This is a genomic window from Gilliamella sp. W8123 (assembly GCF_016101085.1).
In the GTDB taxonomy this organism is placed as follows: domain Bacteria; phylum Pseudomonadota; class Gammaproteobacteria; order Enterobacterales; family Orbaceae; genus Gilliamella; species Gilliamella apis.
Genome location: NZ_JACFRE010000003.1, coordinates 232,185 through 246,369 on the forward strand (window position 1 = coordinate 232,185; position 14,185 = coordinate 246,369).

The following is a 14,185-nucleotide window of genomic DNA, read 5'->3' on the forward strand; positions in this document are numbered from 1 at the left end:
CTTCATTTACCTGTTTCAAGCTAGCATAGTTTAAAAAATTAGACAAGTTAGCCTTAATTATTGCTAAATAATTTATTTAGATATATTTTTAGAAGCAATGATTATACGTATTAAATTGTGAATAAATGAGATCAGCCAAAAAGAAGTCATATTTACTATTGTGTATCGTGTTTTTTTTCTGGTATGCACAATATATCTATATTCCTTATCAAACACCTTATCTTGCGGCGATAAATCTATCGACCAATTTAATTGGAATGGTGGTTAGTGCTTATGGTTTTTCACAATTGTTTTTAAGATTGCCAGTTGGAATATTGGCCAATGTAAAAGAAAAACACAAAATTTTCATTATATTAGGTGCTTTTTTGGCTGGAATTGCCTCTGTGATTAGGGTTATTGAACCAAATGGCACCGGCTTTTTTATCGGTAATATAATTTCTGGTTTCGCAAGTGCAATGTGGATATCTTTTATGGTGCTTTTTTTGGGTTTTTATCCTAAATCTAAAAAAGGGTATGCAACCAGTTTAATCATAATGGTGAATAATCTTGGTGTGTTTTTAGCTTTTCTAACTAGTACATTGTTATATGATTACATTCATATGGTAGGGATTTGTTTACTCAGCTGTTTAAGTGGATTATTGGCTTTTATCTTAGCAATAAAACTCAAATATCCTGAAAAGATCCATCATGATTTTAATTATCATCTTTTATTTAGTGCATTAGGTAATCGAAAATTATTATTTTTTTCATTTCTTGCTTTAATCCAGCAAGGAATTCAAATGTCTACCACAATGTCTTTTACCAATCAGATACTAAGTGATTTAGGGGGTAACGCCTTTTTAATTGGCATTTCCTCAATTGTCTATATGTTATCATCAGTTTTATTTGCTAGATTAGGTGCGACTAAGTGGATTGATTTATTAAGCACTTCAAGCTGGGTTATTTTATCTTTTTTATTATTGGCACTTTATTGTATTTTCATACCTCAAGTATCGCACGTTTACGCTATTTTGCTCTTACAAATTATTCCTGGTATAGGGACAGGTATTCTATTTTCATTTTTAAATTTTGAAGCCATGATAGATGTGCCATCGTACGCTCGTTCAGCTGCTATGGGATTGTTTCAAGCTATTTATGCATTAGGTATGACTCTTTTCCCAATTATTGTTGGCGTGATCAGTTTGCAATGGTCAATGACTATGGCTTATTTTAGCTTAGCCGGCATAGCAATAATCGGTGCAATTTTATCAATAATCTATTGGTTTAAAATTTAAAAGCGACATTGGCTAAAATATTTATAAAAAATAGGCTAATTAGATAGATAAATTTTTTTAGAATTCGAAGGATAAATATTATTTTGAATAGTTAGACAAAAACCAAGTAACGGCAATTAGATCGGCTGAGCCTCCAGGGCTTAAATGACGTTTTATCAGTTCATCATCTAACTTAGCAATCATTTCCAGTCCATTTGGATGCATAATGCCACCTTGCTGGATTAAATCTCTTGCTTCATTTTGCACGAACTCTAATCCGGCCAGTCCTCCTCTAGAAACTAGGTTTGTGTCTTGATTGTAAGCTAGTAAATATAGCATTGCTTGTAATAGGGCTGATTCTTCATTATAGCCACTATTCAACATTTCTTGATAAATTGGGAGTGATATCTCACGTGCGGTTGTATATCCTGATTCAGCTTCGCCTCTTGCTCCGGTAAGATTATGTTGTTTAAAAAGCCGTTCTCCTACTGAGTGGCTGCGGTTATTTTGTGATAATTCGTTATTAACCATACCGTGGCAAATATTGGCTACTTCATTACAGATCATCGGAATAGTTGTTTGTAATTTAAGTTGCTCTAATTTACCAATGGCACTTAGTAATAGGCCAAAGGCAAATATTCCACCTTTATGAGTATTAATCTGTTTAGTTGCACTAAACATCTCTGTTTCACATTCAAGGCCAATTGGTCGAATATTTGCTAAAAAATCAGGTGCTGCAACGTTGGCATTATGTTTACCATATTGATAAAAACGTTCAAACCAATTTGAAATGGCGTTAATACTTGTTATGAATGTTTGAAAATTCATATCGTGATGTGCGCCATTATTGTTCATATCAACCAATCCAGGTTTGGGTGATAAGCAGATCTCTCTAATTAACGCTTGTATCGCCAATATTGTCGGTGAGCTCAAAACATTGTGGCTTATCAATTTTGATTCTAAGCTAATTACTTGCGCTAAATAATTACTCATGGAATAGACTGCCTTTACAATTAAGCTTAATAATCATTATGAGATGCTTGAGCAAGTACTTCTCGATTACCATTATGGGCAGGTGCACTTATAATGCCTTCCATTTCCATTTGTTCCACAATTCGTGCGGCTCGGTTATAACCAATTCTGAATTTACGTTGGACACTGGATATTGATGCTCTACGTGTTTCAATGACGAAAGAAACAACTTGATCAAATAGTGGATCGAGTTCTTCATCAATAGTATCAAAGCTACCATTTTCACTATCGTCGGTTGAGACGGTTACATTTTCAATATATTTAGGTTTACCACGCGCTTTCCAATCTTGAACGACGGCATGAACTTCTTCATCACGGACAAAAGCGCCATGAACACGAACAGGAATAGAGCTATTTGGCGCTAAATAGAGCATATCACCCATACCAAGCAGAGATTCCGCGCCCATTTGATCTAAAATAGTTCGTGAGTCAATTTTACTTGAAACTGTAAATGCAATTCGGGTTGGTATATTGGCTTTAATTAAACCGGTAATAACATCAACAGAAGGTCTTTGGGTTGCTAGTACCAAATGAATACCTGCGGCTCGGGCTTTTTGGGCAAGTCGAGCAATTAACTCTTCTACTTTTTTACCAACAGCCATAATTAAATCGGCAAATTCATCAACCATAACCACAATATATGGAAGTTTTTCAAGCGTCGGCATTTCTAGATCCATACTATCGGTTGGTTTCCAGAGTGGATCTGGAATTGGTCGTCCCATCTCTTCCGCAAGCTTGATTTTCTCATTAAAACCAGCAATGTTACGAACGCCTAAAGCTGACATTAATCGATAGCGGCGCTCCATTTCATTAACACACCAGTTAAGAGCATTTGCCGCATCTTTCATATCGGTGACGACTTGAGTTAACAGATGTGGTATTCCTTCATAGATAGAGAGTTCTAACATTTTAGGATCAATCATGATGAACCTAACATCTTCCGGTTGTGATTTGTATAAAATGCTTAATATCATGGCATTAACACCAACCGATTTTCCTGAACCTGTAGTCCCTGCGACTAATAAGTGAGGCATTTTTGCTAAATCAGCAACCACCGATTGTCCAGCAATGTCTTTTCCTAAAACGACAGTAAGTGGAGATTGAGCGTTTTTGAATTGTGGGCTATCTAATACTTCTCTGAAATAAACGGTTTGTCGATTTTGATTAGGTAATTCAATACCAACATAAGGTTTACCCGGTATTACTTCTACAACCCTTACTGATGGCATAGATAATGAACGAGCTAAATCACGATCCAGTGTTGATATTCTGGCAGCTTTAATACCCGGAGCCAATTCAATTTCAAACCGCGTAATCACAGGTCCTGGTAAATAATCAACAACGCGAGCTTTTACTCGATAATCTGATAAACTTTTTTCAATTTGCTGTGCCATTGCATTTAACGCAACATGATCAACCTCAATTCGTGTTGTTGGTGGTGGCGTTAATAAATTTAACGACGGTAATGGGGTAGTTGGCTTGGGTAAAGGTTTATCATTACGTTGTAATAACGGATGAATTAGGCTTTCTCCCTCATCTTCATTATCTTCTTCGGCATCTTTATCGATAATTGTTGCCGTTTGAGTTAAAGATGCAAGTGTTTGTGTCGTTTCTTCGTTATCAACATCATTTAAATAAATATCATCAATAGTAGGATTTTCTTGTTTAAGAAGAGAGATATCAACATCCTCAGGTATTTCAAAGTTGTCTGGAATATCATTGGTTTGATAATTATTATATTCTTGAGTAATACTTGGTGATATTTCATCCTCAACTGGTTGTATCACATTTGGTTCAATCACACCCTCGCTATTAAAAGTAGGATGATTTATATTTATTTCTGGTTCATGATGTTCCATAGTAAATAAAGGTTTACTTGGCGCATCGGCAATCGTGTACTTATCTTCTTCGAACGGTTGGATAATCTCTTGACTATCCATTTGGTCATTAGATTCCGCCAAATTAGTAGAATTAGTTGTATTACCATCATTCATATTTTTTAAAATATTTTCCATCCGCGCTAATATTGCGTCAGGATCAAGGTCTTTTTTGGCTGCCTTGTCAGTTACATCATGAGTTTCGTCTGTAGTTGCAGTGTTAGCTTCGATCGTTTGTAATAATTGTGCTGCCGTTTTTATGAATTTTTCATCATTTTGTAATGAAATCGGATCTATTGTTGATTCGGCTTTTTCCGTATCTATTTTAGTGGTTAATTCTTGATTATTCGTAGCCAAATTGGTTAGTTCAACACTATTTTGGCTACTGTCATCCATATCAAGATGTAAATCAATCTGTGGTTCTTTTTCTTTTATAGATGCTTCATCATTTTGATTTTGCGCAACTGATTGTGTCACTTTATCTGGTGTAAATAACCATTTTATTGGCGACAGTATTAACATAACCAACGCCCCGATTTTTTCAAATAGATAAAGCCACGAAAAGCCAGTTAGTAATGTAACACATGCTAAGGTTGTTGCCAGTAAAGCTAAAGAGGTTACTAAGCTGCTCATAACTGGTAACAAGCTTTCAATAACGATTGAGCCTAGATAACCACCAGCTTGGAATTGTTCCGGATCACGAATATTAAGGGTAAAAAAACCACAACAACTAAGTACAAAAGCTAATATACCAATAATTCGAAATGAAACACTGAAATAGTTAATTGGTTCATTACTATGACGATAAAAATAGCCCATTAACTGTAAACAAAAGAAAATGATAATAATAGGTAAACTAAAAGCAATCAGTCCAAAAAATTGAAATACGATATCAGCAGCATATGCACCAATATAACCGCCAAAATTGCTAATAGGATTATGCCAAGCAGTACGTGACCAACCCGGATCCGATGGGTTGTAAGTAAAAAGTGATAAAAATAAACAAACAGATAATCCTATTAATGTTAATAGAATTAATTGAATAACAATCTGTCTTCTAGTAATTTTAAATTTTTTCAAACATGTACCTAAAAGCTATTTTAATTAAAATTTTAGCTATTTTATCATAAATTAAACCCACTTATAGCGTGGATGAGAGATAAAAATAATTTATTGATATGAATCCAATTCGATTAAGGTTTGATTAAATCTTTGCGAATTTAATACATAATGTTGAGCATTTGTAATGTTGGCTAGAATTTCTTTCTCAGTCAATTTGCGAATAATTTTAGCTGGAGATCCCATAATTAGACAACCTTCTTCATGTGGTAAGCTGTGGGTAACTAGTGAATTAGCACCTACCAAGCAATTTTTGGCAATTTTAGCATTATTTAAAATTGTGCTACCCATACCAATTAAAACATTATCTTCGACCGTGCAGCTATGTAAAATGACGTTATGGCCAATTGTCACGTTTTCACCAATAATACATGGAACATTAGTTTCAATATGAATCGTAGAGTTATCTTGAACATTACTGTTTTTACCAACATGTATCTTGGCGATATCGCCACGTAAAACGGCATTAAACCAGATGGATACATTTTCATCTAAAACCACATCACCAATAATATCGGCAGATTTGGCAATAAAGCAAGTTGGATTAATTTGTGGTTTTAAGTTGCCTAATTGATAAATCATGTTTTTTTCCTTGTTATATTTCTAACACTCAAAAATAAACCGACGGCTAAGAAGTTACAGATCACCATTGAACCAACCATTAACCATTCAGTTAAATTATTAGTAACCGAGGTTGTGGTATGTGTTGAAACGAGTGTAGAAAGTAAAACACCAATAGCGCCGGCAACAGCAAAGCGAATCGTGCCTGCAAGTGAGGAGGCGGTTCCGGCGATATGAGAATAACAATCAAGAATTACCGCCATGCAATTCCCTCCTATGGTTGAAATACAACCGATATAACCAGCAATAAATATGACTAAAAAGAAAAATCCTAAGTAAAATATACTGGTAATTGCCATACCAATTGTCATTACAAACTGAATTAATAATCCTAATTGTATCATTTTTATCGAGCCAACTCGTCGTACCAGACGGCTATTCAGGGTGTTCATAAATATCATAACTAAAATATTTATAGCAAAGTAATAACCAAAATTGATTGAAGCAACACTATGTAAATTAATATAAACAAATGGCCCCAGACTGAGAAACGAGAATAGTCCTGCTCCAGAAAATGCGCCAATCATCATATAAGTAAATACTTGCCTATGTCTAAATAACGCAATGAAATTACTTAAAATTCTAATTATGCTGAATTTATCACGTTTCGATTTAGCTAAGGTTTCAGGAATATTGATTGTTACCAAACCAAGGCAGATGATAGCCATTAAACTAAGAACATAGAAGTTCGCTTGCCAGTCAAACCAGAATAGAATAAAACCGCCAATAATTGGTGCAAGTAGTGGGGCAACATTGGAGATGAGCATGACAAAAGACATCATTTTTGAAAATTCATCACGATCACGATAAATATCTTTCATTAATGCATTAATGACAATGGTAGTTGCTGATGCTGCTATGCCATGAAAAAAGCGGGCAGTAATTAATTGATTTATATTGGCAGCTAGACCACAACATAATGCAGCAATGATAAAGATAATTAGCCCAAAAGTTAAAACTTTTCGTCGCCCATAGCTATCGGTTAGGGGCCCAAATAAAAGTTGGCCTAGTGAAAATCCTAATAAATAACAACTTATCGTTAATTGTACAGTGGAGTCGGCAACATTAAATTTTTCGGCAATAGTTGGCATACTTGGTAAATACATATCAATGGATAATGGCATCAACATTGAAATTAAACCAAGAATAAAAATGAGTGCTTGTTTAGAAACTTTGATTTCTATTTGCGGATCTTGTGTTTGCACGTTGTCATTCCTTTGGAACAAAAATTTAGCAAAAAAATAATTATTTATTCAATCTAATCAAAAATACTAATTAAACGAATTGATCTCGTCCTGAGTAAGCGGCCGATATTCGCCTTCAGGTATATCAAGAACAATATTGCCGATCTGTTTGCGATGTAATTGGGTGACATGGTTATTTACCGCTGCGAACATTCGTTTTACTTGGTGATATCGCCCTTCGCTTATAGTGAGTTCTGCATGATAATCGTCAATGATAATCAATTTAGCTGGTTCGGTCAGAGTTTTTTCACTTTTTAACTGAATGCCTTGTTTAAATATATCAATAAGATTAGCAGTAAGTGGTTGTTCAACCGTCACTTGATAGACTTTTTCACAATGATATTTAGGTGAAGTTATTCGATGTGACCACTTACCATCATCGGTTAATAAAACCAAACCAGTGGTATCAAGATCCAGTCTGCCTGCTGAATGCAGTTTTTCTGCCATAGGTTCATCAATAAAATAGAGGATAGTTGGATGATCTGGATCATCAGTAGAGCAGACATAACCTTGTGGTTTATTGAGCATAAAGTAGCGATTTTCGGTAATAGGTACGATTTCGAAACCATCATATTCTACAATTTGATCTGGTGAGATATGATAAGCACCTGATTTGACAATATCACCATTAACGGTAACTTTTTGGGCTTTAAGTTCTTTACTGACTATTGTTCGACTCACACCTAAATGGTGAGCAAGAAATTTATCCAGTCGCATATTTAGATACTGTTCCTATATACAATCTAATGGTGTATAAATATCAAAACGATGATTTTTAGTTTTAATTTCAGCCGTTGGTTTTTGATTGGCTAAAAATGGTGCATAATCAGGCCGTTTGACAACAACTCGTTTTTTGGCTAATCGCCTTGCCGGTTCGAGCAAACTTTCGGCATCAAGATCACTACCGACTAATTGTTGAAAAATCCGCATCTCTTTTTTGACTAATGCACTTTTTTGTCGATGTGGAAACATCGGATCAAGATACACAACATCAGGTTTATCTTGATATAAGCTGAGTCCATGTAAGCTTGAATTATAAATTAAACGTAACTGTTTTTGTAATAATTGACCAATAGTCGGATCTTGATAAGCACGATGAAGTCCATCAGCGAGTAAGGCTGCTACCACCGGATGACGCTCAAACATTGTAACCTGACAGCCAATAGAAGCTAATACGAAGGCATCTCGTCCTAATCCAGCAGTGGCATCTATAACGGTTGGTAAGTAATTACCTTTTACGCCAACGGCTTTAGCGATTGCTTCACCACGACCACCACCAAATTGACGACGATGTGCCATTGTGCCTGACACAAAATTAACTGCGACTGCACCTAATTTTGGCTCATCGGTTTTTTGTAACTCAAGTTGATGAGCTTGACTAACTAAAACAAATGGAAGTTCGATATGATCGGATAACCACTGCTCAGCTAATTGTTTTAGCTGAGCAGAATTGATATTAGTGGATTCCATAGTGACGAAGTAATGCCTCAAGTTGTGGCTCACGGCCACGGAAATTTTTAAACAATGTCATAGGTTCATCACTGCCACCCTGCGACAAAATATTATCAAGAAATGCATTACCGGTTGATTCATTAAAAATCCCTTCTTCTTCAAAACGAGAAAATGCATCTGCTGATAAAACTTCCGCCCAGAGATAACTATAATAACCAGCTGCATAACCACCAGCAAAAATATGGCTAAACGCATGTGGGAACCGTCCCCAATCAACAGTAGGTACTACTGCAACTTGTTGTCTGACCTGTTTTAATGTCTCTAAAATATCCGGTGTTTTGTTACTATGTAGTTTAAAATCAAATAAACCAAATTCTAATTGACGTAAAATAAATAATGCTGCTTGGAAGTTTTTGGCAGCTAGCATTTTATCTAACATCTCTTTAGGTAAAGGTTCTCCAGTTTGATAGTGACCGGAGATAAATTCTAAAGCCTCAGGTTGCCAGCACCAATTTTCTAAAAATTGACTTGGTAATTCAACGGCATCCCATGGCACGCCATTAATACCTGCTACCGACGATACTTCAATTTCAGTCAACATATGATGTAATCCATGACCAAATTCATGGAATAACGTGGTGACTTCATTGTGGGTGAATAATGCTGGTTTATCACCAATTGGGCGATTAAAGTTACAGGTTAAATAAGCTACAGGTTTTTGCAAGTGACCATCGGCAAAACGCATTTGGCCAATACAATCATCCATCCAAGCTCCACCGCGTTTATGCTCACGGGCATATAGGTCGAGATAAAAACTACCTTTTAATTCACCATTGGCAGCATAAAGATCATAAAATTTTACCTCTGGCGCCCAAACTTCTACGTCTTGGCGTTGTTTAGCGGTAATACCAAAAATACGGCGCACGACTTCAAATAATCCACTAACGACACGTTGTTCAGGGAAATAGGGACGAAGCTCTTCATCATTGATAGTATATAGATGTTGTTTTTGTTTTTCGCTGTAATAAGCGATATCCCATGGTTTAATATCACTTGCACCAAAGTATTCATAAGCATATCTTTTAAGATCGGCTAACTCTTTTTCACCTTGCGGTTTGGCCTTGCTGGCTAAATCAGTTAAAAAGGCAGTAACTTGCGAGGTTGTTTCAGCCATTTTGGTTGCTAATGATTTATCAGCATAAGTCTCAAAACCGAGTAATTTAGCGAGTTCATCACGAAGTGATAAAATTTGTTTAATAATATCGGTATTATCCCATTTACCTGCATTAGGCCCTTGATCGGATGCGCGAGTATTATATGCTTGATAAAGTTCAAAGCGTAAGTCTCGGTTATCACAGTAAGTCATAATCGGTAAATAACTTGGCATATCTAAAGTCAGTAACCAACCTTCTTGATTTTTAGCCTTTGCCTGTTCTTTTGCTGCGGCTAAGGCACTTTCAGGTAATCCAGACAAGTCGTCAACATTAGTAATTAGTTTAGACCATCCCATTGTTGCATCTAATACATTATTACTATATTGCGATGATAATTCTGACAGTTTAGCAACAATTTCACCGTAACGTTTTTGTTTATCATCTGATAAGCCGATTCCAGATAATTCAAAATCACGTAAAGCATTGTCGATCACTTTTTTCTGTGCCTTACTTAAATTTTCATAATGCTTGCTATCTTTAAGTTGTTTGTAAGCTTGATATAGCGGTTTATGTTGTCCAACCCAAGTGCTGTATTCCGAGAGTAATGGTAAACAAGCTTCATAAGCTTCACGTAATTCAGGACTATTTTTCACTGAATTAAGATGACTAACTGGTGACCATGCTCGGCTAAATTTTTCATCCATTTCATCAATGGGTTGTATTAGGTTATCCCAAGTGTATTCACTATTTTGTTCCAATACTGATTCGATTGTTTTACGGCAGTTGTTTAATGTCTCTTGAATAGCAGGCAGAACATGCTCAGGTTTAATTTTTGAAAATTGGGGTAATGATGAATTGCTTAATAGTGGGTTAGTCATACTGCGATACCTTATGCGAATGATTATGGTTCTTAATAAAACATTATGTTGTGGCTAAAAACCTTAATTCAAGTCAAAATGCTGATTGGGTTTAATTATAAACCCATTAATTTACGCTCACGTTGCCATTCAGTCGGCGTATAGGTTTTGATTGATAATGCATGGATCCGATTATCATTAATAAATTCGGCTAAAGGTGCATATATAGCTTGTTGTTTTTTTACTCGACTTAATTCGGCAAAGATTTCACTAACTGCAATAACTTGAAAGTGGCTGCCATCATCCGTCATTACATGAACATCATCGAGGTCGAGTGAATTTTTTAATTTAGCTATAATTTCTTGCTTATCCATTATTTAAACTCTTATTATCTATATTTTGTTTATTAAAAAAATTTTGAGGAAAGGGGTTTTTTATTATGAATTTGCATTAACAGTTACTGATTAATGACCGTTTGCAAATCATAAAGTTCAATTAATGTTTGTAACTGGGGGCTGATCCCGGTTAATTTGATATTATATTGGTTACAAAAATAGACTAGTGTCGCGAGCCCAGAAGAGTCAACGCGGGTAACTTGAGTTACATTGATATCCGTTACACCATTTAAAAGTGTTTTTTGTGTTGACCATAAATCATTTAATGAGTGAGCATCAAGCTCACCGATTAAATTAAGTGTATTTTGTTGTTTTTCTGCTTGGATTCGCGACATGATGAACTAACCTTTTTGTTTAGCGTTTGGATCAATATTGCGATTAGATAGATCATTTAACTGTTTAGTTAATGCGTCAATTCCATCTTGGCGTAAAATTGTTGACCATTCATTTTGTTTGGTTGTAATCATACTTACGCCTTCCGCTATTAAATCATAAGCTTTCCATTCACCAGTTACGGTATTTTTTCGCCATTGGAAATCAATCCGTAATGGTTGTTGATTTTTATCTGGTTGATTTAGTAATACACGGATAGAAATTAGCGATTTACCGGTTAAATCTTTTGAGGCTTCAACTTGATAAGATTGACCGTTATACATTGAAAGCGCTTGGGCAAAAGCTTGAACTAGATAGTTTTCGAAAGCGTTGAAATAAGCCGTACGTTGTGTATCAGTTGCAGTTTTATATGCATTACCTAAGATGAGTGCACCAGCATATTTAACTTGTACATAAGGTAGTAAGTCAGCTCTGACAATATCTTTAAGTTTATTTGGATTTGATTTAAGCGTCGCTGATTGCGCTTTCATGGTATTAAAAATTTTGTCTGCTGCAACTTGCATATCTTTATATGGGTCATTTTCTGCAAACGCTGCTGTACTTATCATTAATGCAAGTATTAAAAATAAGCTTTGTTTCAATCTGGTTAACATAATTACTCCTTACTTTCGTTAGTATCTTGTTTTTTGTCTTTATCTGACGAACCACCAGTACTATATAAAAATTGTCCAATTAAATCTTCGATAACCATTGCTGGTTTAGTATTGTTAATCACATAACCGTCTATAAGATAAACAGGCTTCTTGTTAACATTATTATTGGTTGGTGTAGAGGCCTTGTCTGCATCTAAAGCATCTAATTCCTGTTCAATGTTTTGATCTAATCCAAAATTAATATCAATGAATTGTTCACCTAATAAACCCGAGGTTTTGATAGAAAGTGAACTAGAGCTCGGAATTTTATCGTATTGGGCATCTAGATCCATAGTAACATAAGGTTTGTAAACATCATCATTGACTGATTTTAAGTTAATATTACTTACACGACCAATTACTACTCCACCAATTTTAATTGGTGATCTTACCTTTAAACCACCAATATTATCAAATACAGCATAAACACGATAAGAATTATGACTAGCAAAAGATGTTGGATCAGTAACTCTAAAGCATAAAAATAGTACTGAGCAGATCACCAGTACCATAAAAAATCCTACTGTAATTTCAACTTGACGACTCATGTTTAATGACCTCAATTACTAAACATTAATGCGGTTAATATAAAATCTAACCCCAAAATAACTAATGATGAATAGACAACAGTGTTGGTTGTTGCCCGACTGATTCCTTCTGATGTTGGCACGCAATCATAACCATTAAATAGTGCAATCCAAGTACTAGCGATTGCAAATGCAAAGCTCTTAATAAAACAGTTACCTAAATCGTGCCACCAATCGACATTGCTTTGAATGGAAGACCAGAAAAATCCAGCATCAATACCTTTCCAATCAACACCGACTAATACTCCACCTAAAATACCTACAGCGACAAAAATTGCGGTTAAAAATGGCATACAGAAGAATCCCGCCCAAAAACGTGGAGCAATAATTCTTCTTAATGGATCGATCGCCATCATCTCCATACTTGATAATTGTTCAGTGGCCTTCATCAAGCCAATTTCGGCAGTTAGGGCTGAACCAGCTCGGCCGGCAAAAAGTAATCCCGCAACCACAGGACCAAGCTCCCGTAATAGAGCAAGGGCAACTAACATACCTAAGCTTGCTTCGGCACCAAAGGTAGTTAAAATAAAGTAACCTTGTAATGCCAATACCATACCTATAAATAGACCTGATACGATAATAATGGAAAGCGATTGTACACCGACAAAATAAAATTGTTTAACAAGTAATGGAAATTGTTTGCTAAATTGAGGTTTACCGATAAGTGCACCAAATAGCATAAGTCCTGAGCGGCCTAACATTGCAATAATATTAATTATTGATTGCCCAAGTTTTGCAATTAAGTTCAACATTAGTTTACACCTCTACTTAGGTCTAATTTGTAATCAACAGCCGGATAGTGAAATGGTACTGGACCATCGGCTAAACCTTCAAGGAATTGTTTAACGCGTAAATCATGGTTATTACGCAATTCTTGAGATGTTCCACCGGCAATAATATGTTGTTCAGCAACAATATATGCATAGTCAGCAATACTTAACACTTCATTAACATCATGGCTAACTACAATACAGGTTAAGCCCAGCGATTGATTGAGTTCAGCGATGAGCTTAACGATCACTCCCATTGATATCGGATCCTGTCCAGCGAATGGTTCATCAAACATAATGAGATCCGGATCAAGAGCGATAGCTCTGGCTAACGCTGCACGTCGAGCCATACCACCCGATAATTCGGAGGGCATCATATTGGCTGCGCCACGAAGGCCTACTGATTGTAGCTTCATCAAGACTAAATTATGTAAAACTGGTTCAGGTAAATTTAGGTGCTCACGTAATGGGTAAGCAACATTATCAAATACCGATAAGTCAGTGAATAATGCACCTGATTGAAATAGCATGCTCATGCGTTTACGGACTTCATATAGCCGTGAGCGCGTCATACTAGGTACATCTTCACCATCAAATAAAATTTGACCAGCTTGTGGTTTTAATTGCCCACCAATAAGTCTTAATAGCGTAGTTTTACCTATGCCTGATGGTCCCATAATAGCGGTGACTTTGCCTTTGGGTACCGTTAGGTTCATATTTTTGTAAATAGGCCGAGTACCACGATAAAAAGACATATCGTGAATTTCGACCAAATTTTGCTGTAATGTGTCAGTCACAA

At 35.7% G+C, this 14,185-nt stretch carries 14 protein-coding genes; 1 reads left to right on the forward strand and 13 read right to left on the reverse strand.

All coding sequences use genetic code 11. The features are described 5' to 3' along the window. Positions 1 to 125: 125 nt before the first annotated feature. A complete protein-coding gene (locus H3T56_RS05455) occupies positions 126 to 1,274 on the forward strand; it encodes an MFS transporter (RefSeq protein WP_198192216.1) in 1,149 nt (382 codons plus the stop codon). Positions 1,275 to 1,352: 78 nt separating this feature from the next. On the opposite strand, the gene citG is transcribed toward H3T56_RS05455, so the two are convergent. From citG to mlaF, 13 genes are all read right to left on the reverse strand, one after another. Then, positions 1,353 to 2,246 (reverse strand): triphosphoribosyl-dephospho-CoA synthase CitG, encoded by an 894-nt coding sequence (gene citG, locus H3T56_RS05460; RefSeq protein ID WP_198192217.1) that lies wholly within the window; start codon positions 2,244 to 2,246, stop codon positions 1,353 to 1,355. Positions 2,247 to 2,272: 26 nt separating this feature from the next. After that, entirely contained in the window at positions 2,273 to 5,242 is a 2,970-nt protein-coding gene (locus H3T56_RS11755) for a DNA translocase FtsK 4TM domain-containing protein (RefSeq protein ID WP_198192218.1), read from the reverse strand. 90 nt (positions 5,243 to 5,332) lie between these two features. Further along, positions 5,333 to 5,863: a gamma carbonic anhydrase family protein gene (locus H3T56_RS05470; protein WP_110453721.1), complete on the reverse strand. Its 531-nt coding sequence runs from the start codon at positions 5,861 to 5,863 to the stop codon at positions 5,333 to 5,335. Beyond that, entirely contained in the window at positions 5,860 to 7,107 is a 1,248-nt protein-coding gene (locus H3T56_RS05475) for a Bcr/CflA family multidrug efflux MFS transporter (RefSeq protein WP_198192219.1), read from the reverse strand. Before H3T56_RS05475 ends, H3T56_RS05470 begins: the two co-directional genes overlap by 4 nt. Before the next feature lie 66 nt (positions 7,108 to 7,173). Further along, positions 7,174 to 7,863 carry a 16S rRNA pseudouridine(516) synthase RsuA gene (rsuA, locus tag H3T56_RS05480; RefSeq protein ID WP_198192220.1) on the reverse strand — a complete coding sequence of 230 codons (690 nt, stop codon included), beginning with the start codon at positions 7,861 to 7,863 and terminating at the stop codon, positions 7,174 to 7,176. A gap of 15 nt (positions 7,864 to 7,878) precedes the next feature. Continuing rightward, the gene (locus H3T56_RS05485; RefSeq protein ID WP_198192221.1) at positions 7,879 to 8,616 is read right to left on the reverse strand and encodes a class I SAM-dependent methyltransferase; all 738 of its coding nucleotides are present in this window, start codon (positions 8,614 to 8,616) and stop codon (positions 7,879 to 7,881) included. Beyond that, positions 8,603 to 10,630, reverse strand: a complete 2,028-nt coding sequence (gene prlC, locus H3T56_RS05490; RefSeq protein ID WP_198192222.1) for an oligopeptidase A — start codon at positions 10,628 to 10,630, stop codon at positions 8,603 to 8,605. Before prlC ends, H3T56_RS05485 begins: the two co-directional genes overlap by 14 nt. A 95-nt stretch (positions 10,631 to 10,725) precedes the next feature. Beyond that, the gene (locus H3T56_RS05495) at positions 10,726 to 10,983 is read right to left on the reverse strand and encodes a BolA family protein (protein WP_065651460.1); all 258 of its coding nucleotides are present in this window, start codon (positions 10,981 to 10,983) and stop codon (positions 10,726 to 10,728) included. 83 nt (positions 10,984 to 11,066) lie between these two features. Then, positions 11,067 to 11,339, reverse strand: a complete 273-nt coding sequence (locus tag H3T56_RS05500) for an STAS domain-containing protein (protein ID WP_065577546.1) — start codon at positions 11,337 to 11,339, stop codon at positions 11,067 to 11,069. A 6-nt stretch (positions 11,340 to 11,345) separates the two neighbouring features. Next, on the reverse strand, positions 11,346 to 11,990 hold the full coding sequence (gene mlaC / locus H3T56_RS05505) for a phospholipid-binding protein MlaC (protein ID WP_065651458.1): 645 nt from the start codon (positions 11,988 to 11,990) through the stop codon (positions 11,346 to 11,348). Between the two features lie 2 nt (positions 11,991 to 11,992). Next, the gene (mlaD, locus tag H3T56_RS05510; protein WP_086353843.1) at positions 11,993 to 12,577 is read right to left on the reverse strand and encodes an outer membrane lipid asymmetry maintenance protein MlaD; all 585 of its coding nucleotides are present in this window, start codon (positions 12,575 to 12,577) and stop codon (positions 11,993 to 11,995) included. Between the two features lie 11 nt (positions 12,578 to 12,588). After that, positions 12,589 to 13,368: a lipid asymmetry maintenance ABC transporter permease subunit MlaE gene (mlaE, locus tag H3T56_RS05515; protein ID WP_065651456.1), complete on the reverse strand. Its 780-nt coding sequence runs from the start codon at positions 13,366 to 13,368 to the stop codon at positions 12,589 to 12,591. Beyond that, positions 13,368 to 14,183, reverse strand: coding sequence for a phospholipid ABC transporter ATP-binding protein MlaF (gene mlaF / locus H3T56_RS05520; RefSeq protein WP_086360272.1), 816 nt, complete (start codon positions 14,181 to 14,183; stop codon positions 13,368 to 13,370). Before mlaF ends, mlaE begins: the two co-directional genes overlap by 1 nt. Positions 14,184 to 14,185: the final 2 nt, after the last annotated feature.

Excerpts from the sequence above, each read along its gene's own strand:
- H3T56_RS05455 (WP_198192216.1), top strand. The coding sequence starts at position 126 with ATGAGATCAGCCAAAAAGAAGTCATATTTACTATTGTGTATCGTGTTT.
- citG (WP_198192217.1), bottom strand. The coding sequence starts at position 2,246 with ATGAGTAATTATTTAGCGCAAGTAATTAGCTTAGAATCAAAATTGATA.
- H3T56_RS05470 (WP_110453721.1), bottom strand. The coding sequence starts at position 5,863 with ATGATTTATCAATTAGGCAACTTAAAACCACAAATTAATCCAACTTGC.
- rsuA (WP_198192220.1), bottom strand. The coding sequence starts at position 7,863 with ATGCGACTGGATAAATTTCTTGCTCACCATTTAGGTGTGAGTCGAACA.
- H3T56_RS05485 (WP_198192221.1), bottom strand. The coding sequence starts at position 8,616 with ATGGAATCCACTAATATCAATTCTGCTCAGCTAAAACAATTAGCTGAG.
- prlC (WP_198192222.1), bottom strand. The coding sequence starts at position 10,630 with ATGACTAACCCACTATTAAGCAATTCATCATTACCCCAATTTTCAAAA.
- H3T56_RS05495 (WP_065651460.1), bottom strand. The coding sequence starts at position 10,983 with ATGGATAAGCAAGAAATTATAGCTAAATTAAAAAATTCACTCGACCTC.
- H3T56_RS05500 (WP_065577546.1), bottom strand. The coding sequence starts at position 11,339 with ATGTCGCGAATCCAAGCAGAAAAACAACAAAATACACTTAATTTAATC.
- mlaC (WP_065651458.1), bottom strand. The coding sequence starts at position 11,990 with ATGTTAACCAGATTGAAACAAAGCTTATTTTTAATACTTGCATTAATG.
- mlaD (WP_086353843.1), bottom strand. The coding sequence starts at position 12,577 with ATGAGTCGTCAAGTTGAAATTACAGTAGGATTTTTTATGGTACTGGTG.
- mlaE (WP_065651456.1), bottom strand. The coding sequence starts at position 13,368 with ATGTTGAACTTAATTGCAAAACTTGGGCAATCAATAATTAATATTATT.